The following is an 18,157-nucleotide window of genomic DNA, read 5'->3' as shown; positions in this document are numbered from 1 at the left end:
CACCTCTCATTTTATGAATTGAAAACCAAAGTCTTAATAACAACAGGAACTACTCTACCATTAGCAAGGGGCTTACCAATATCAATATAGTCCCCGTTGTCAACATTAATTCCGTCTATGCATATAACTGCTTTTTTGTATTCCAGCTGCCTATATAGGGTATGGCCTAATACCTTCGCCATATCATTTTCAATTACTACGATTAACTGCTGAAGCTCCTCCAATAGGTCCCCTATACCTGTAATCAGCCAATCCCCCATCTGTTGAACCTCTAGAAAACTGGGATTCTGTTTACCCTTTAATGCTATGGCAACTTGTTGTATTCTGTTTTCCACACAGAACCACTTCATTTTTTCTTGTATGATTTCACTAAGTTTTTCCCTTTGATTAACTTTAATAATGGGAATATTTTTAAGAGGAAAGACATTTTGGGTAAAGGTAATGGTACTTCCGCTTAACTCCATGCTGTGGGCACCTGCCCCAACCACGGTGGCATTTAAGGTTTCAACTGGTTTAACTGTCTGAATCCTGGTGGTAAGCTCTGAAGCCTTTATAGCTTTACCTAACAGAATTCCGATATCTCCATATTTGTAGGTCTCAGTTTCCTTTGAATTATATATATAATCCGCTACGCCTCCAGAGAAGGTTATAATATCAATAGGATAGCCGCCCTTAAGGTCTTTTGTTGTAAGAAGCTTTGTATAATCTTCACTTTTTGCCTTAATCCCTACTGCTTCTTCAAGGATGTTGGCCATAGCTTTCGTTATCATGGCTAATTCCCTTTCCTTAACCTTCAAACCAGCCTCAATTTTAATACCTAGTCCCTTAGCCAGCCTTTGAATCTTTGGGGATATATAAAGGAATTTTTCTGTGGTAAGATCAAGCTTTATAAGTCTACCTCCAATATCTAAGCAGGAGGTATCAATGATCTCCCCATTTTTAAACACTGCAATATTGGTTGTGCCCCCTCCAATATCCATGTTCATAACGGTACAGCCCTTCTGTCGAGAAAGCTTTTCTGCCCCAGCTCCCTTACCGGCAATGATTGCTTCTAAATCCGGTCCAGCTGTGGCAACCACAAAATCACCAGCTAGATCACCGAGGACATTAACAACCCTAGAAGCGTTTTCTTTTCTTGCAGTTTCTCCCGTTATAATCACTGCACCGGTGCTAATTGCCTCTGTCTTTAGCCCTGCCTTTTTAAACTCCTCCTCTACAATCTGCCTAACACCTTCACCATCTATTTGGGTTAAGGATAATAATGGGGTAAAGTAGATAGGACTTCTGTAAATGATTTCTTTATCTATAATTGAAATTCTTGGTACAGATGCAACTGATGCGATATTCTCAATGACTATTCTACTAAACACCACCTGGGTGGTTGATGTTCCAATATCAATGCCAGTACTAAATATTTCCTCCCTCACGATGTCACCCCTTTCCTCAAAAAATAAAAGCCAATAAGAAATGTTTCATTTCTCACTAGCTTCGTTGCTTTAATCAAGGTACACCATTGTACCAATTATTCATTTTTAAAATCGAAGATGATCTTTGTTCCACTTGGGGATGAATCAATATTGAAAACTCCCTTTAGCTTATCCTTAACGATTTGATTGACAATTTTAAGGCCTAAGCTCCCTTGTCGTATATTACTGATATCAAAGCCTATACCATCATCAATAATTGAAATACTAGAATATACACTGCCCTTTTGGATCCAAAGCTCTATGTAACCATTTTTTTTACCCAAAAATGCATATTCAAGACAGTTTTGCAGGAGTTCATTTACTACTAAAGCAATGGAGGTGGCTTTGTCTGAATCTATAAAGAGATTATCACCCTTTATATCAATACAGATTTCCTTATTCAGTATAAGTCCATAGTCTAAGGTGCTATCTTTAATCCTAGTTATAATGGTTTTAATATCGATATTATCTACTCCCTTTTGGGCAAGTATCTCATGGGTTACAGCAATACTTAAAATTCTATTAATACTTTCATGGAAGTATTTTTTCACTGATTCATTTTCTATCCTTCTAGACTGTAATCTTAATAGACTAGCGATGGTTTGCAAATTATTTTTAACGCGATGATGAATTTCCCGAATTGCAACGGATTTTAAGATTAGCTCCTTTTCTTTTTCCTTGACATCAGTGATATCCTTTATTAGCATAATCATTCCAATTAATGTGTTTTTTTGCTTCATAACAGCATATTTAACCTGTAGGGCTAAATTTCCTACATCAATGTCTATAGCGTGATATTTTTGATCAGATATGGTTTTTTCAAACAATGTACCATCTAAAACAAGATTATTAAAATGCATCCCGATTATATGATCCTTATACCCCAGCTTCTTATAAAGGTCCATTGCAACAGGATTTGCATAGGTAGCCCAACCATATTTATCAAATACCACAATGGCATCATTTACATAATTGGTAATGGTCTTTTCGTCCTCCATAAAGGTCATTAGAGTTTCTGTCAACTGTTCTGCTGTCTCTGCCAATATTTCCATGTTTTTACTCTGATTAACACGCTCTGTTATATCCTGTTCCATAATTAAAACACCAATGGTTTTACCAGTTTTATTTTTTATTGAAACCACATTTTGTTTTACACTCATATTTTCTTGGGTAATGGCCTTTAAGTCCCTTGTTGGCATTCCAATTTCCAAGGTTCGAAGGGCTGCAGGCTCATTCTCCCTTAAAGCCAGTTCTCCAACAACTGTATGCTTGTACATGGAAGGGTGCCATGGTGGCTTTGCTTCAGCCACTACTATGGCAGCATTTCTATCTCTAGTCATACAATCAATAAAAACATCCGCATTAACCAGCTCTGCTATGATGGGTAGATTTTCAGCGATCTTTTCTAATATATCTATGTCGCCCTCTGTTAAATTGGTATGAATGTTACACAGTTCACGAAGTGTTTGCATTATTCTCACCCCAAATGATCATTTATAATTATAGCTGTTGCGATTTGTTTCATTGGGCATCTTTTGTTCATGCTTATTTTCCGAATTTCATTATAGGCTTCCTCTTCCTTCATATTATATTTTACCATTAAAATTCCCTTTGCCTTTTCTACAACCTTACGGGTTTCCAACTGCTCCTTTATATGCTCTAGGGTGCTCTTCATTTTTTTAATTTCTTGGCCCTTACATACTGCAACCTCCACAGCTGGCATTAAATACTTCTCATCAACTGGTTTCACCAGGTAACCCATTACTCCGGCTTCCTTTGCTCGTTCTACAAATTCTTGGCCACTATAGGCAGTAAGTAATACAACTGAAGTTGCCAGCTCTTCATGAACAATAATTTTTGACGCCTTTAAGCCGTCTAATAGTGGCATTTTAACATCCATAAGGACTAGGTCAGGATTCAGTTTTCTACAAAGCTCAACCGCATCAAAACCATCAGAAGCCTCGCCTACAACCTTGTATCCAGCTTCTCTAAAAATTTCACTAAGGTCCATTCTAGTAATAGGTTCATCATCGGCTATTACTACCCTTAAGTTCATTTTCTTACCTCCTTATAAATGGCTTGTTTAATTTTATTAGTTAATCCTAAAAAATATGATTGATTTTCGCAAATTTTAAGACAACCTTATTGGAATTATGACCTGGTGATGATGGTTGGAGTAAAGCTTAATACCTCAGTCAGTGTAGTTAATACCTCGTTAAGGGCTGCTTCAACACTTGAAACATCACCCGTTATTACTAGAGAACCACTGAAGCGGTCTAAAAAACCAATATCTACACCGGAAGCCTTTGTTGCTACATCGGCTGCTATAATAGTTGCCTCACTGGGAGTTATCGTTAAGATTCCAATAGCCTCCCGGATTCCTTCAGGCAAACCTAGTTTCTTGCAAATGGAGGATTGGGGATTGGCAATCAAGTGGGCTAAGGTAATTTGCTTACCTGGTACATATTCCTGTATGATCCGCTGTTTTTCACTCATTTACACTACCTCCACTACTGCTATTCTTATTCATGAAACACAAAAAGCTACCTTAGAATACCCAATCAATGGCATCCCTTAGTAGCCTCATCGCTATAATCATTACACATCGTTGTGTAAGCCTTAACTCTTTATGTGTAAATTATATCTTAATATTTTGAATATTGCAATAATTAAAATATATAAATCATCATTTTAATTATTATCCATCTGCAAGTAGTGGTGTAATTCTTCTATACCCTCGCCAGTTAAAGAACTAATGTAAAAAAATTTCTTGATTCCTGCTGTCATCAAAATCTCCTTAACCTTTGGTATATGGCTGTTGACCTCATCTGTTTTACTAACTATTCCAATGCAGGGTTTAGTGAATAATTGAGTGAAATTAGGGGGATATATGGTTATTGTGTCTGTTGATGACTGAATTAAACATAGCTGATGACAGTCTACCGAAGAAACAATTAACGCCCTTAATAATCCTTTATTCTCTATATATTCACCTGGGGTATCTATAACATCTTTGTAATACTCAAGCATCTGTGTTTTCTTATATTTTATAGGCATGCTATATAGTGTTTGCACCAATGTGGTTTTACCAGATCCAGAGGGTCCAATTAAAATAACCTTCTTCATATACATACCCCATTTATGGATATTTTAGTTTTTCTCTCTTTTTACTTACCTTATTATTAAACTATTACTTTGATATTCATAATATTACAAAAGGAATTGATATTATTACTTGATTATCCAGTAAATAAATTCTATTATACAAAGCACTAAAAATAATGATAGGTATCAAAAAACCCCACTGATGTATTAGCAGGGCATTTATAAGTTAGCTTTCAATAATTGCTATCATAAAGAATGTGTAATACAATAGAATAAGTAAATAAAACAGGGGGTCAGAAATCAATGATTGATTTGCATATTCATACAACATCCTCGGATGGTTCAGATGAACCTATAAATATTCTTATGAAGGCACAGCAGTTAGGTTTAAAATATATCTCCATTACAGACCATGATTCTATTGGCGCTTATAGAAAGCTTAGGGATACAAAAATAAAAAGCTATTTTGAAGGTATGGTTATCCCTGGCTGCGAGTTCTCTGTGGCTCATAATGGGAAGCCCATCGAGATACTTGGTTATGGGATTGACCTTGATACAGTAGAAGCCTCAGGTATTGTATCTGAGGAGAGATTTTACGATAGAGAGAATTCATACCTCAATAAGCTGAAGGAGGTATGTAGAAATCTTAATATCCAATATAGCAAAGATCTAACGGTTAAGAGTAAGTACTTTGCCACCCAGTTACTTCATGCCGATATTAGAAGGTATCCTGAAAATGAGAAGCACTTTTCAAAGGAGGTATGGGAAAGCTTAAATGCTTTTTATCGAACCTGTGTTAATGATGAAGAGAGTCCTTTTTATCTTAATCAGTTAAAAAATTACCCTACAGTTGAAGAGGCCACCAGCTTAATAAAGAAAGCTGGGGGAAAGGCCTTTCTAGCCCATCTATATGTATATTTTGCTGATGATTATGATGAATTTCTGAATTCTATAATATCCTTGCAGACCCTTGATGGATTAGAGTGCTTTCACTCCCTCCACAGTATGGATAGAACCAATTATCTTCTTGATTACTGTAGAGAGAATAACCTTTACGCATCAGGAGGAAGCGACTATCATGGAGACTTAAAGCCTAAGGTAAAGCTTGGTGAAATATCTGATGGTGAAAAAATACCCTATGTAATCTTAGAACCATGGCTAAAAAATAATAGGATTTAAGATTCTAAATAGCATAACAGAAGTAAACTATTAAAACCTCTTAAAGCTTAAGAGGTTTTTTAATGTTTATTTTGTTGGATGTTATTATAAGGTCTTTCTTAATGGTATTTGTGTATAATCAGTTATAGTCTTTGAGATGCAAGATGCTGCATAGGGTTTACTAAACAAACTGCATTTTTCCTTCATATGCTGAAGCTCCTTTGTTGACGACAGTAGTTCATTGGTAGCTGGAACAAGGTCTTCTAATTTTTTTACCCATTTAGCCCACCCTTGTTCACAAGCAAATCGAGCATTCTCTTCTTCATGGCCTGGTATTGGCTTATAAATTATCGTAGGCAAACCACTAATTTGAGCCTCCGTTAAGGTGATAGCCCCTGCCTTTGATATCAATAGAGTAGCCTTCTTCATTAGGGTAGGGATTTCATCAGTGTAGGAGATAACCCTCCATCGATCTTCTGTTTTACTCTCTATAGATTTTACAATATCCTGATATAAGCTTTCGTTTTTCCCTGTGATCACAACAGCTTCAAAGGGCAATTGTATTTTTTCTAATTCATCCACAATGTCCTTGAGAGGCCCAATGCCAAACCCACCCCCCATTATAAGAATCATGGGTTTTGAATCCAATAAGCTTTGAGAATTACTCATCATATAGTTAGCCGTAAAGGATTTTTTTATAGGAAGTCCCGTTTGAAATAACCTTTCTATGGGATAGCTATTTTTTAATAGTTGTCTTTCAACCTCTGAATTGGCAACAAAATACCCTGTTATTTTAGGGTTATACCAAATATGGTGATAAGTATAATCGGTTATAATGGTCCATGCAGGTATTTTAAAAGTATTCTTATAGCAAACAGCCGGAATTGGATGGGTAAAAATAAAGGCATCTGGTCGATAGCTACTCTTGATATTTTTTAAGATTTTTAAACATAGAAAATTCAGAAGATTAACTATAGAGTTGGTGCCTTGGTGATGTTGAGACCATTGAAAAATTTTACTATATATATAAGGTGTTTTAGTAATAACTCCAAGATAAACATTTGTCACAAGCTGATATAACTTACTGTCGTCCAAAATGTCAAAGACCTCTACGCAATTATTTGGATTTTCATTTAGCAAAGCCTCTTGTAGAGCATAGGCAACAGAATTGTGACCATGACCTATGGAAGCAGTTACTATAGCAAATCTCATATACATCCCCCTTTATGAGTGAAATCGTTAGCTAATGCTATTTTCCCAACCTATAGCTTTTAATGAAACCCAATATAGCTTTAATGGCTTGCTAATAAGAACTACTAAATTTTAATAGTATTATTATTATTATCCATTGTTTTCTTCCATTACACTGTCGAAGCCAATTCCATTGCCCCATACACTCATTACTGGAAGAACATTAACGAAGGCAAGTGGATCCACCTGCGAAATATATCTTTTTATCAGCATGCTTTCCCGGGGAGAGCAGATTGAAACAACCTTCTCCCTACTAATATTTGTATATCCCCCTTTAATTTCATAGGTACTTATTCCCCTTCTGATATTTTTGATAATATAATCAGCAATATCATTACTCTTATCACTAATCACTTCAATTTTTACATACCTTGAGCCAAAACCAAAAAGAACAATATCAATTGATTTCATCATTACAATCTGGGCTAATACTGCATAAAGGGCAATATTCTCATCATATACAAAGGCCGATGCTATGATAATCACTACGTCGATACATAAAAGAATCTGACTTATACTGATAAAGGGTGCCATTCTATAATGTAAAATCTTAGCAATAGTATCTGTGCCTCCTGTAGAAAATCCTCTTTTCAGTACCAGCCCACAGCCTATACCACCGATAATGCCATAGTAGATAGATGCCAACATGGTATCATTCTTTATTAAGGATAGGTCTAGAGTTTCCAATGCTATCAACACCAAGGGAAATATAATTGATAATAGGATTATTTTCTTTCCCTCTCTTCTTCCTAATGCTAGCCAGGCACTTATAAATATAAGTATCGATAAGGTGTAATAAAGGTAGGTATACTTAATTCCAATTAATTTATCGAGGATAATAGATATTCCTGTGATCCCACCTGAAACCAATCCATTAGGCTTTAGTATTGAGGTTATTGCGAAGGCTAAAAGAATACATCCCACCATAAGAAAGGCAAAATCTAAAATAGTTTTTTTATAGTCTATATTTTTCTTCATTGCTAGTCTCCTTCTTTAGATGATTAAAACTTGTTGTCAAGGGAAGCATTTTTAGTAGCGATCATAGCTTTATATGAACCCAACCATCAGCAAAAGCTTAAAGGTTGTAAAAGCAATTATTCCACCAATAAATGTATCTGTAGGGTAGTGAACACCCAAGTATACCCTTGACAAACCCACCATTATGGCAAGGGTAATAAAAACTACACTTAAGGGAGGAAAATTCTTCGATAAAACTAGGGCCATTGAAAAAGCTGCACAGGTATGGCCTGATGGAAATGAATAGCTACAGTTAGGTGGGTTTATTGGTATAATATCTCTAAGTGTAATATAGGGCCTTGGCCTATTTACCATCCTTTTTATGAATTGAACTATTAGTAAAGTAGTTAAGAGGACTATGACCATTTCTCTTCCAATTGTTCTTACTTCATGTTTGGGGTAAATGAATAAAAATAATGAAAGCAGTGTTGTAAAGGTAGTAGACCCTAAATGAGTAATATACTTCATCAGAAAATCTAAAGGATCGCAATGGATTTTTCTATTAAATAAGTAAAATAAAGATATGTCACCCTTTCTAACAAGACCGCCAATTGCATTCATTTCCTTCACATCCTTTCTTAATTTCATTATATTGCTAGAATGTTAAAGGATAATGATGGGTTGGTTATGTTTTTGTAAAATAATAAGACATTTTAAGAAAGATAATCTTCCTATAGGACTATAGCTTTAACGAAGCCATAGTCCTTATAAAAGTTTTTGATTTCTTAAGAATACAATATCGCTAGTGGTTTATACTATTTGTAGAAATAGGGTTTTAAAGGATAGGAGGCTTAACCAACAATGAATTTACAGTCAGGTAATCTTTATTGGCCAACAACCATAAGTAATCCTCCAACCTACCCTCCCCTTCAAGAGGACATCCAATGTGATGTTGCAATAATTGGTGGAGGTAGCTCAGGTGCTCAGTGTGCTTACTATTTAATGGCTAAAGGAATAGATGTAGTTTTAATTGAGAAAGAAAAAATTGGGCATGGAAGTACTTCTGCCAATACTGCTCTTCTTCAATATTTAGGTGACAAAATGTTCTATCAGTTAATTAATAGCTTTGGTGAAGATATAGCTGTCAACCATTTGAAACTGTCCTCAAAGGCTATAGATGAAATAGAAAAGATATCTGGATTATTAGACTTAGACCCTAATTTTTTTAGGCGTGACAGTCTTTATTACGCCAGCTATCAAGAAGATTTGGTAAAACTTAAAAAAGATTACAGTTTTTTAAAGAAGCATCATTTTGAGGTAGATTTTTTAACTTCCCGAGATATAGCTGATCTCTATCCTTTTTCAAAATCTGCTGCCATATATTGTAGAAATGATGGAGAGATAAATCCTTATAAGTTTACTGTTGGACTTATTAAAAAACTACAGAATTGTGGACTACGGGTTTTTGAAGAAACCCATATTCAGGGCAAAAAGGTAGAGAAGGATTACACACTGCTACAAACAAATCATCATCACACCATACGAGCTAACAGTGTAATCGTTGCTGCTGGTTACCAATGCCAGGAATTTAAGCATGATAAAAATGTATCCTTTGTTAGCTCCTATGCTGTCATTACTAATCCAGTAGACGATTTGTCCTCTTGGTATCAAAAAACCTTAATTTGGGAAACTGCACGTCCATATATTTACATGAGAACCACTTCTGATAACCGAATTATCATTGGAGGATTAGATGAAAATACAACTAATCCACAAAAACGGGAAAGCATGCTTATAAATAAAAAGCAGAAATTAATTCAAGAATTCAACAAACTATTTCCTAGTATTGAAGTAGAGCCCCAATATTACTTAAGTGCTCTATATGCTGGAACCCATGATGGCATGCCCATTATAGGAGTTTATGAGGATTTTCCTAATTGGTACTTTCTAATGGGGTATGGGGATAATGGTATGATTTACAATATGCTACTGTCACAAATCATTACTGATGTAATCACTAAAGGGTCTAGCCCTTACTTAAATATCTATTTACAAACTCGACCCTTACTTGAAAATAAATAACTATTGTTTACTTTAATAAAACAACAACCAGTTAAGGCTATGCCTCACGGGTTGTTTAGGTATTTTGCTTTGTTGGCCCTTAAAACACAAAAATCCCTACTGCTTTTGCAGTAGGGACAATAGCAATTACTTAGCTATTTTAAAACTATTGTATCGATTATTTGAAGCTTTATGTATATAGTCTTCAATTTGAAGCCAATTATTAACCCGTGTGATGCCAGATAACAAAGACCCCTGATTGTAGTAGCAATTAATTAACAAAACTTCAAATCCAGCAGATGCTAACTGTATAGCATTTTCGTAACGATCCTCAATAAATATATCACAAGCTAGATCCATAGCTTTCTCTACCTTATTATGGCTCCCTAGCAATGAAAGAGAATGATAGGGTATCTGGTGTTGTTTAAACCACTTAGCGGTAACCCCCCTCATCTTTTCTTCTCTAGCTGTCACAAAATGGATTTTGTTGTGCTGATAAAATTTCTGTAGGGCTTCTCTTGCACCCTTTCTAATACTTGCCTCTTGATGAATTATTTCTCCATACTGATCATAAAATTTTTCATATTCTCTTCTTTCTACACCTAATACTCGATGTATTTCGTAATATTTTATGTCCCGAGGTTTGAGACATACATTAAAAAAACGATTTGTCCTTGGAAGCCAATCGTAGGCTCCGGTAACTGTTCCATCAATATCAATACATAAATTCAGGGTACCCATCCCATATCCCTCCTATACTTTATGTTCTCTGATAAAATATTTATATCGATTTTACAACATTAAAATCCCTCTAGATTTCTTAAGATTTATTGCATAATATTAGACCTGCAGGAAAGCATTACCTAATATCTTAATACTAGCTCATCTATCTTAACACCTAATGCATTAGCCAAAGAAACAACCTTGTTAAAGGCAGGATTATGCTTTGTTCCCCTTTCTAACTCTTCAATGTAGCTCTTAGAGATATGTGTTAAATTAGCAATATCTAGAGTAGTATATCCTTTGACATTACGCAACTCGCGAACCTTTAAACCATTTAACATAATTTCCCTCCTATGAATTAGTAAAAATTATTTATACTACTGATAAAGATAAAGGTGCTTTATGACCTATCTATAGTTTAATTCTATATAAAGTATTCTTTGTAATCATTAAAATTAGATTAAATCTTAGTTAAATACTTGAAAGTAGCTAATCATAAAGTCAACAGTATTTTTAAGTTTTAGTACATATATTTTTGCAAATTGGCAAAATTATGTATTAGAAAATCTTATAAGAAAGAAGGTATCCTATGAGAAAACTTTGCGGAATTTCATTATTGCTGCTAGGGATAGTTGGTATAATTCTTCCTATTTTACCAGGATGGATCTTTATATTTGCTGGTTGGGCATTACTTAAATCTACACCAAAAGCCATGTATGCATATTAATCAAGGAGTGAACTAATGGAAGTAATAAGTTTTGTTCCAGGAAGAGTTAGACTGAAATTAGATATAATCTATAAAAACAATGAATTATCAGATGCACTCCAGCTATATTTTAGAGAACTAATAGGAATTACAGGTGTTAAAGTGAATCCTGTTATAGGTACAATATCATTAAAATATAATCCTAATATAATTGATGTTAATACTTTAAAAAACAGAATGATTAGTATGGTAGATAATAATGGCAAACACCTTAAATACATCAGTGAGCACTATAATGATTATCTAAAGGAAGAAAAGAATCTTCAGGTTGCTAAGAAAAAAATATTCATATTTGGATCAATTTATATACTTTACAAAATTAAGCAACATTTCTGGGGTAAATTTTTCATTGGTAGTAGTTTACCTGTATTAAAGGTGGCTGCCTTAGTCACCTTAATCAAGGGTTATCCACAACTAAAACGAAACTATAATAAAATTGCAGAATACTTCCCAACAAATCCCGATAAGCTTCTGTTGCTGGCAGGTACTGCCCTTACTTTGTCAAGAGAAGGGAACAAAGGCACAATGCTTTTATTTCTAAAAGCTCTTACAGATGCATTACAATCCTACTCCAAGCTTCAAATAAAGAGAACTTTAATAGAAAACACTGGTAATCCAAACTCCGTGATATGGTATAACTATAAAGGAACTGAGTATCTATTACCGATAAAGTTTTTAGAAGAAGGGGATGTAGTGACCTTTTATGAAAATGAGTCTATTATAGTTGATGGAGTTATTATTGAAGGTAATGCTTTGATTAATTATTTATATTATTCTGGACAACCGGAAATTAAGAGAGCTAAAGTAAATAGTTGTGTATATGATGGCATGGTAGTTGTATCAGGTTACATTAAGGTAAGGGTTAAAAAAATACCAGATAAATCATTAAAATCAGACCTTCTCTTAAGCAGCTTAAATATTAGCAAAAGAGTTAAGTTTTATCAAGAGAGATCACTTTATTTTGCTTCTACTTTAGCATTAGCAAGTTTTATAATAACTGGTAATTCCTTAACACCCTTGTCTGTATTATTGCTTATGACTCCTTCAGCCTCCAAGGTGGCATTAAATGCAGGCTTAGCAAACTATTTAAAGCTCCTTATGAAAAATAAGATTCTGTTAAGAAACATCAATACCATAGAAAAGATTCTTAATGCAAATAGTATTGTATTTGATAAAACTGGTACCCTAACAAGGGGTAAGTTAAGAATAGGTAAAATAGAGATATACGATGATAAATATACCCCAGAGGATATTGTTCAAATAGCAGCCTCCTGTGAAGGGAATATATGTCACCCAGTAGCCTCAGCTTTTACCACCGAAAGAATGGATAATCTAGACTTTAATAATGAAACTATTTATATACCTTCTAAGGGGATTATATCAAACTATCAAAAGCACAGAGTGGTTATTGGCAACGATAAACTGATGATGAAAGAGAAAATTTCAATAGTGAACCCAAAAATCATTAAGGATAAAGAAGTTCATTTTTATATTCCTATCTATTTTGCTGTTGACCATAAGCTTCGCGCTAAGATCCTATTGATTGAAGATCTGGAAGAGACAGCTCCAGAAATGATAAAACAAGTGAAAGAATTGGGTATTGAAGATCTATCAGTAATAAGTGGAGACATTAAAAGGAATACTCAAAATATAGCTAATAAACTAGATATTCAGAGTTACATGGGAGGTTTATCACTAGATGATAAAGTTGAATTTATCAAAGATAAGAAAAGGAATAAAACAGTAGTTATGATTGGAGATGGCATCAATGATACTCTGGCTATGGAGGAAGCAGACATCAGTATCTCCTTTGTTAATGCAGCAAGCCAACATACATTACTAAAATCAGATTGTCTACTTATGGTGAAGGATTTATCATTAGTCCCACGATTAATTCAAATAACAGAGAAAAGCTACTATAGAATTCAAAGAAACATAGACTTTAGTCAAAATTATAATTTTGTTTTTGGCCTTATGGCTACATTTGGATATGTGGGACCATTTAAAGCAAAAAGTCTCAACACATTTAATTCAATATTATCAATATTTAATAGTATGAGAATATCATCAGAAGCTATAAAGAACAATCAAGAATATAAAAGAGGTGATCTGTAATGAAAAAACTAATTAGCGCCTTCACTGCTGAAGGATTATTAATGGGTTTAGGCTTAACCCTATTAGGCTATATGATTACACCAATTTTTCAAGAATTAATCAATGAGGCGAAGAGTAGCAAAAAATTAATGCCCAATACAGCTGCTAAAGATGCTAGATTCATCTTTGATAAAAGCTCCTTAAGATGAGCATTTGATTACTATTAAAGTTTAAAGCTCCTTACACAGTAAAATCTATACCTTGTAAGGAGCCATTTTTATTTAATATATTTTTTATGCCATTGGCTAGGCAAATAAAGGAGACAATCTATTGGCAACAAGCCTTGTGGCTTTTTCTTTTATATAGTCTAATCTACCAATAAAGGTAGCCATAAATAACAATGCAATCCAATCAATTATTGTCAGTGGGCATGTTCCAAATAGCATGGCTACAGCTGGAATATAAATACTTCCAAACAGTATTAAAGTAGAAATTCCTACTGCGGGGAACAAATACTTATTTTTAGTTAAGGTTCTTTCCCTACAGTCAAATACATGTAGCATTTGATTAACTACTATACTGGCATAAGCCAAGGTTCTGGCTCTTGCAATATTACCTGTAAGCAGGAAGGTTCCAGTAAACAGACTAAATGCACTTAATCCCATAAATAATCCTCTTGAAATAATCTTCTTAAGTAAGGGCTTATCAAATATACTTTTCTTAGCATCCCTTGGTGCTTCCCCCATGATGTTATAATATGGAGAATCCAAACCTAAAGCTAAGGCAGGTATGCCTTCAGTTACTAAATTAATCATCAGTATTTGACTTGCGATTAAAGGAGTGGGCATTCTTAATAATGAAGCTGTAAATATCGCCAATACTGCACCAATATTCCCTGTAAGAACATATCGAAGAAACTTCTTAACATTACCACTTATTCCTCTTCCCTCTTCTATTGCTCTTACAATTGTTGTAAAATTGTCATCAACTAAGATAATAGACGCAGCCTCTCTGGTTACATCAGTACCAGCCTTGCCCATTGCTATTCCTATATTAGCTTCTTTGATTGCTGGAGCATCATTAATCCCGTCACCGGTCATAACAACTATGTGTCCCTTCGTCTGCAAAGCCTTCACAATTCTGAGTTTTTGATTGGGTGATGTTCTGGCAAATATTGCAACCTTATCAATTATTTCTAACAGTTCATCATCTGAAAGCTGGTCCAACTCCAGTCCAGTTAAAACAATGTCGCCACCCTCCAATATATTTATTTGTTTCCTATAGCCATAGCAGTCTTCTTGTGATCTCCTGTAATCATAACAACCTTAATACCCGCTTTATGACATTTTTTAATGGAGCTGGCTACTCCAGGTCTAGCAGGATCAATTATTCCAGTTAAGCCAACAAATACAATATCCTTCTCTATTTCCTCATTTTCATCTGGTATTGAAGTTAATTCTTTAAAACCAAAAGCCATAACCCTTAGAGAGTTATCAGCCATTTTATCAATGGCTCTATTAATGGTACATAAATCTTCAGATTTAATCTCCCTAACTAACCCTTTTTCATCTAATATCTTTTTGCATTTACTTAATATAACATCTGGAGCCCCTTTAGTATTCACTGTATATTTTTCCTCATGATCTTTACAAATTACAGTCATTTTTTTGATTTCCGAATCAAAGGCTAGTTCCTTAACTCTTGTGTAGCAATCCATATGATTTATCCGGAGCTTAGCTTTTTCTGCTAATACCTTTAAAGCAACTTCAGTAGGATCCCCTATCATTTGGATTTCATCGTTATCTTTTATTTTATAATGAGCATTATTACATAGGTAGGAAATGGTAATTAATTGCTTTAAGCTTTTGTCATCTTCTACATTTACTATTTTATCATTATAAAAGAAATCACCATATGCTTTATTACCCTCTCCACCAACTATATATTTTTTATTTAAAGTATATACATCAGTAACAGTCATTTCTCCAGTCGTTAATGTGCCCGTTTTGTCTGTACAGATTACATCGGCGCAGCTGAGGGTTTCCACACTAGGCAGTTGTTTCACAATGGCTCCCTTTTTGGCCATTCGCTGCACTCCAAAGGCTAAGGAGATCGTTAATATGGTCGATAGACCCTCTGGGATAGCCCCTACTGCTAAGCTAACCCCTGTTCTTAACATTTCTAGAAAGGGTTGTCCTCCCAATACTCCACTTATAATAACCCCGACAGAAACTCCAACACAGCCCCATGTAATTGTTTTAGCTAATCTGTTAAGGTCCTGTTGAAGAGGAGTGAGAACTTCTTGTGTTTCATCTAAGAGTTTTGCAATCTTCCCCATTTCTGTATCCATACCTGTTTCTACAACTATGGCCTTTCCATTCCCCTTAATTACCTTTGTTCCTAAAAAAACCATATTTTTTCTATCTGCCAGGGATACATCATTTGTATAATTTACTTTATAAGATTTTTCAATGGCTTCAGATTCTCCTGTTAAAGAGGCTTCGTGTAGTTGTAAATTTGAACTGCTAATTAGCCTAGCATCTGCAGGAATAATGTCTCCTGCTTCAAAGGAAATAATGTCTCCAGGAACTAAACTCCTAGATGGAATCATTTGAGTTTTGCCATCCCTGATTACCTTTGAAGCTGGCGAAGTGTACTTTTTAAGTGCTTCTAGAGACATTTCAGCTTTATAATTTTGCCATACTCCAAGTATTGCTTCAAGAACTACTATTGCAACAATTGTAAGGGCATCAGCAATCTGTCCAAGAAACATTGACACTCCACTTGCCCCCAGTAATAGCTTCATGATATAGTCATTAAACTGTTGGAAGAACATTGCTATAATAGACTTTTTCTTCTTTCCAGCAAACTCATTATATCCTATAATTTCTAGTAGCTTTAGAGCTTCAGCTTCATATAAACCTTTGTCAATATCTGATTTTAAAAGGAGCCCTATTTCATGGAGGGACATTTTATACCAGTCATGGCGGCCTACTATCTTTTTTCTGTAGGGTTTTTTATATTTTTTTTCTAAATAAGAGCTCCTATGTTCCATAGCTGTGGCTCTTTCTGACGATATTATATTGTCGTCAGTTATTGATATAGAAGCTTTAGTTTCCTCTTGTATCTTTAATGTAGCTTGATAATCGTTTATTATATCATCAAGAATAGTATAAATATCCTTTTCATTTACCATTTTAACATTAAAGTTAACCAGTATACTTCTACTATAAATATTAATGTTAACCTTATCAATACCCTCTACCTTATTTAAGCTTCTATCAATACAGTTGGCTAGAACTGTGTTTTTAATAATTTAATATATTTAAATCTTATTCTACCAGGAAATCTTGTTGCTACGTAAAGGTTAGCATCTTCAATGGCCATTAATAATCCTCCTACATAGATCAATACTTAAAGCTTAGCTTCTATTACTAAATTTATGTGCTTTTAATAGAAAGTTAAAATGTATTTAGCATAAACTTAACATAAATTTCATTCTTATTTAATATCTACAGATTACAATCGTAATATACTTTAATTTACTTGTAGAAAGGATAGTCAAAATGAGTAGCTTAACAGTAGATATTAATTCTAATTTTATTGACGTCACCTTTAGCTTGATAGATGAAAAAATTCAAAAGTATTTTTTGCAAGTTGAAAATAAGCTTGTTAAAAATATCAGCACTAAGAAGGGTTTATATAATATAAATAAAGAAGAAATAATCAATAAAGTAATTAAGAATAAAGATTTTTGTAGTCTTATCAACTCAATTTCAGAAGCCTTAAATATTGAATTTCAGGAGTTCAATGGATATCCCTTTACTCCTTCAATCAATAATGAAAAAATCATCATCTGTAATTTTAACTCAACTTTGATCAATCAGTATAAGCTTTCCCATCTTATAACTGAAAAGGGAGAAGAGTACTTTGGTTATATTGTAGAGAAATCTATTTTAGGATGGTTCAACAATCAGCTGCTAGAAATTATTTACAAACAAATGGATTTTACAGATATCATGATGGATGCTCTAGATATCAATTTTCAAAGCAGTAGAATTTTTTCAAAGCATCAGAAGGATGTTGAAAATCGCATTAAAGGTATTCTATTGAATATTAAGTATAGACTTTTAAGAAGCATAAAAGAACAAATATGTGAATATCTTGATACATTTTATAATCTTAGAAAAAATGCATAAATAAACTTCCTAAAACCTCAACAGAGGTTTTTTTATTTCGAATAATAACGTTGAAATTGTTAATACTTTAATTAAGTTCATTTTATTTATTTTTTTTAGGAGGTTGAATGAAATTGGAACCGTTAGGGATTTTGTATGGAATGGCTACATTTTTTGGTGTATCTGGTGTATTAAAGGCTACTCGAAAACCCATGAGAAAGGCTGCTGTTATGGTTACAAGTCAAATGTTTAATGCAATTGATGCTGCCAAGACAACAGCCCACACTATAAAGGAGGAATTTGAAGATATTATAGCAGAGGCTCAATATGAAAACATGAGAAGACAACATAGCTTAACAATGGAGCAAACTACCGAAGGTAGTGTAAAGTAGGTTATG

General features: G+C 34.1%; 19 protein-coding genes. 7 read left to right on the top strand and 12 right to left on the bottom strand.

Annotated features, from left to right (window positions below):
* Positions 1–11 precede the first annotated feature (11 nt).
* From eutA to F8153_RS14935, 5 genes are all read right to left on the bottom strand, one after another.
* Positions 12–1,427, bottom strand: coding sequence for an ethanolamine ammonia-lyase reactivating factor EutA (eutA, locus tag F8153_RS14955; protein WP_151867165.1), 1,416 nt, complete (start codon positions 1,425–1,427; stop codon positions 12–14).
* A 95-nt stretch (positions 1,428–1,522) separates the two neighbouring features.
* On the bottom strand, positions 1,523–2,938 hold the full coding sequence (locus tag F8153_RS14950) for a sensor histidine kinase (RefSeq protein ID WP_151867164.1): 1,416 nt from the start codon (positions 2,936–2,938) through the stop codon (positions 1,523–1,525).
* A 5-nt stretch (positions 2,939–2,943) separates the two neighbouring features.
* Positions 2,944–3,522: an ANTAR domain-containing response regulator gene (locus tag F8153_RS14945; RefSeq protein ID WP_151867163.1), complete on the bottom strand. Its 579-nt coding sequence runs from the start codon at positions 3,520–3,522 to the stop codon at positions 2,944–2,946.
* Positions 3,523–3,617: 95 nt separating this feature from the next.
* Complete coding sequence (eutS, locus tag F8153_RS14940) at positions 3,618–3,962, bottom strand: ethanolamine utilization microcompartment protein EutS (RefSeq protein WP_151867162.1); 345 nt, start codon at positions 3,960–3,962, stop codon at positions 3,618–3,620.
* A 195-nt stretch (positions 3,963–4,157) separates the two neighbouring features.
* Entirely contained in the window at positions 4,158–4,592 is a 435-nt protein-coding gene (locus tag F8153_RS14935) for a EutP/PduV family microcompartment system protein (protein ID WP_151867161.1), read from the bottom strand.
* 282 nt (positions 4,593–4,874) lie between these two features.
* Here F8153_RS14935 and F8153_RS14930 point away from each other — a divergent pair, with 282 nt between their 5' ends.
* Positions 4,875–5,750 (top strand): PHP domain-containing protein, encoded by an 876-nt coding sequence (locus F8153_RS14930; protein ID WP_151867160.1) that lies wholly within the window; start codon positions 4,875–4,877, stop codon positions 5,748–5,750.
* Positions 5,751–5,834: 84 nt separating this feature from the next.
* Here F8153_RS14930 and F8153_RS14925 read toward each other — a convergent pair whose 3' ends face one another.
* The 3 genes from F8153_RS14925 to F8153_RS14915 all read right to left on the bottom strand — a co-directional run bounded on the left by F8153_RS14925 (position 5,835) and on the right by F8153_RS14915 (position 8,585).
* Positions 5,835–6,941: an MGDG synthase family glycosyltransferase gene (locus F8153_RS14925; RefSeq protein ID WP_192929847.1), complete on the bottom strand. Its 1,107-nt coding sequence runs from the start codon at positions 6,939–6,941 to the stop codon at positions 5,835–5,837.
* Positions 6,942–7,070: 129 nt separating this feature from the next.
* Positions 7,071–7,958, bottom strand: a complete 888-nt coding sequence (locus F8153_RS14920) for a YitT family protein (protein WP_151867158.1) — start codon at positions 7,956–7,958, stop codon at positions 7,071–7,073.
* A 69-nt stretch (positions 7,959–8,027) separates the two neighbouring features.
* Positions 8,028–8,585, bottom strand: coding sequence for a phosphatase PAP2 family protein (locus tag F8153_RS14915; RefSeq protein ID WP_151867157.1), 558 nt, complete (start codon positions 8,583–8,585; stop codon positions 8,028–8,030).
* Between the two features lie 213 nt (positions 8,586–8,798).
* Here F8153_RS14915 and F8153_RS14910 point away from each other — a divergent pair, with 213 nt between their 5' ends.
* Complete coding sequence (locus F8153_RS14910) at positions 8,799–10,019, top strand: NAD(P)/FAD-dependent oxidoreductase (protein WP_151867156.1); 1,221 nt, start codon at positions 8,799–8,801, stop codon at positions 10,017–10,019.
* A 126-nt stretch (positions 10,020–10,145) separates the two neighbouring features.
* On the opposite strand, the gene F8153_RS14905 is transcribed toward F8153_RS14910, so the two are convergent.
* Positions 10,146–10,739, bottom strand: a complete 594-nt coding sequence (locus F8153_RS14905; RefSeq protein ID WP_151867155.1) for a 5' nucleotidase, NT5C type — start codon at positions 10,737–10,739, stop codon at positions 10,146–10,148.
* 122 nt (positions 10,740–10,861) lie between these two features.
* Positions 10,862–11,062, bottom strand: a complete 201-nt coding sequence (locus F8153_RS14900; protein ID WP_151867154.1) for a helix-turn-helix domain-containing protein — start codon at positions 11,060–11,062, stop codon at positions 10,862–10,864.
* A 248-nt stretch (positions 11,063–11,310) separates the two neighbouring features.
* On the opposite strand from F8153_RS14900, the gene F8153_RS14895 reads away from it, so the two are divergent.
* From F8153_RS14895 to F8153_RS14885, 3 genes are read left to right on the top strand one after another with little or no spacing between them, the layout of a single operon-like run.
* Entirely contained in the window at positions 11,311–11,448 is a 138-nt protein-coding gene (locus F8153_RS14895; protein ID WP_151867153.1) for a hypothetical protein, read from the top strand.
* A 15-nt stretch (positions 11,449–11,463) separates the two neighbouring features.
* Positions 11,464–13,602, top strand: a complete 2,139-nt coding sequence (locus F8153_RS14890) for an HAD-IC family P-type ATPase (protein WP_151867152.1) — start codon at positions 11,464–11,466, stop codon at positions 13,600–13,602.
* Positions 13,602–13,790, top strand: coding sequence for a hypothetical protein (locus F8153_RS14885; RefSeq protein WP_151867151.1), 189 nt, complete (start codon positions 13,602–13,604; stop codon positions 13,788–13,790). The genes F8153_RS14890 and F8153_RS14885 overlap by 1 nt, the downstream gene beginning before the upstream one ends.
* 96 nt (positions 13,791–13,886) lie before the next feature.
* On the opposite strand, the gene F8153_RS16615 is transcribed toward F8153_RS14885, so the two are convergent.
* The gene (locus tag F8153_RS16615) at positions 13,887–14,843 is read right to left on the bottom strand and encodes an HAD-IC family P-type ATPase (protein ID WP_192929846.1); all 957 of its coding nucleotides are present in this window, start codon (positions 14,841–14,843) and stop codon (positions 13,887–13,889) included.
* A 5-nt stretch (positions 14,844–14,848) separates the two neighbouring features.
* Positions 14,849–16,777 (bottom strand): cation-translocating P-type ATPase, encoded by a 1,929-nt coding sequence (locus tag F8153_RS14875; RefSeq protein WP_151867149.1) that lies wholly within the window; start codon positions 16,775–16,777, stop codon positions 14,849–14,851.
* 370 nt (positions 16,778–17,147) lie between these two features.
* Here F8153_RS14875 and F8153_RS14870 point away from each other — a divergent pair, with 370 nt between their 5' ends.
* Positions 17,148–17,780 carry a hypothetical protein gene (locus tag F8153_RS14870; RefSeq protein ID WP_151867148.1) on the top strand — a complete coding sequence of 211 codons (633 nt, stop codon included), beginning with the start codon at positions 17,148–17,150 and terminating at the stop codon, positions 17,778–17,780.
* Positions 17,781–17,887: 107 nt separating this feature from the next.
* Positions 17,888–18,151, top strand: coding sequence for a hypothetical protein (locus tag F8153_RS14865; RefSeq protein ID WP_151867147.1), 264 nt, complete (start codon positions 17,888–17,890; stop codon positions 18,149–18,151).
* Positions 18,152–18,157 lie beyond the last annotated feature (6 nt).

Source organism: Alkaliphilus serpentinus (assembly GCF_009017255.1).
In the GTDB taxonomy this organism is placed as follows: Bacteria; Bacillota; Clostridia; order Peptostreptococcales; family Natronincolaceae; genus Alkaliphilus_D; species Alkaliphilus_D serpentinus.
The sequence above is the reverse complement of the archived record's forward strand: the minus strand, read 5'-3'. Positions and strand labels throughout refer to the sequence as shown.

Excerpts from the sequence above, each read along its gene's own strand:
- F8153_RS14950 (WP_151867164.1), bottom strand. The coding sequence starts at position 2,938 with ATGCAAACACTTCGTGAACTGTGTAACATTCATACCAATTTAACAGAG.
- F8153_RS14945 (WP_151867163.1), bottom strand. The coding sequence starts at position 3,522 with ATGAACTTAAGGGTAGTAATAGCCGATGATGAACCTATTACTAGAATG.
- eutS (WP_151867162.1), bottom strand. The coding sequence starts at position 3,962 with ATGAGTGAAAAACAGCGGATCATACAGGAATATGTACCAGGTAAGCAA.
- F8153_RS14935 (WP_151867161.1), bottom strand. The coding sequence starts at position 4,592 with ATGAAGAAGGTTATTTTAATTGGACCCTCTGGATCTGGTAAAACCACA.
- F8153_RS14930 (WP_151867160.1), top strand. The coding sequence starts at position 4,875 with ATGATTGATTTGCATATTCATACAACATCCTCGGATGGTTCAGATGAA.
- F8153_RS14925 (WP_192929847.1), bottom strand. The coding sequence starts at position 6,941 with ATGAGATTTGCTATAGTAACTGCTTCCATAGGTCATGGTCACAATTCT.
- F8153_RS14920 (WP_151867158.1), bottom strand. The coding sequence starts at position 7,958 with ATGAAGAAAAATATAGACTATAAAAAAACTATTTTAGATTTTGCCTTT.
- F8153_RS14915 (WP_151867157.1), bottom strand. The coding sequence starts at position 8,585 with ATGAAATTAAGAAAGGATGTGAAGGAAATGAATGCAATTGGCGGTCTT.
- F8153_RS14910 (WP_151867156.1), top strand. The coding sequence starts at position 8,799 with ATGAATTTACAGTCAGGTAATCTTTATTGGCCAACAACCATAAGTAAT.
- F8153_RS14905 (WP_151867155.1), bottom strand. The coding sequence starts at position 10,739 with ATGGGTACCCTGAATTTATGTATTGATATTGATGGAACAGTTACCGGA.
- F8153_RS14900 (WP_151867154.1), bottom strand. The coding sequence starts at position 11,062 with ATGTTAAATGGTTTAAAGGTTCGCGAGTTGCGTAATGTCAAAGGATAT.
- F8153_RS14895 (WP_151867153.1), top strand. The coding sequence starts at position 11,311 with ATGAGAAAACTTTGCGGAATTTCATTATTGCTGCTAGGGATAGTTGGT.
- F8153_RS14890 (WP_151867152.1), top strand. The coding sequence starts at position 11,464 with ATGGAAGTAATAAGTTTTGTTCCAGGAAGAGTTAGACTGAAATTAGAT.
- F8153_RS14885 (WP_151867151.1), top strand. The coding sequence starts at position 13,602 with ATGAAAAAACTAATTAGCGCCTTCACTGCTGAAGGATTATTAATGGGT.
- F8153_RS14875 (WP_151867149.1), bottom strand. The coding sequence starts at position 16,777 with ATGGTAAATGAAAAGGATATTTATACTATTCTTGATGATATAATAAAC.
- F8153_RS14870 (WP_151867148.1), top strand. The coding sequence starts at position 17,148 with ATGAGTAGCTTAACAGTAGATATTAATTCTAATTTTATTGACGTCACC.
- F8153_RS14865 (WP_151867147.1), top strand. The coding sequence starts at position 17,888 with ATGAAATTGGAACCGTTAGGGATTTTGTATGGAATGGCTACATTTTTT.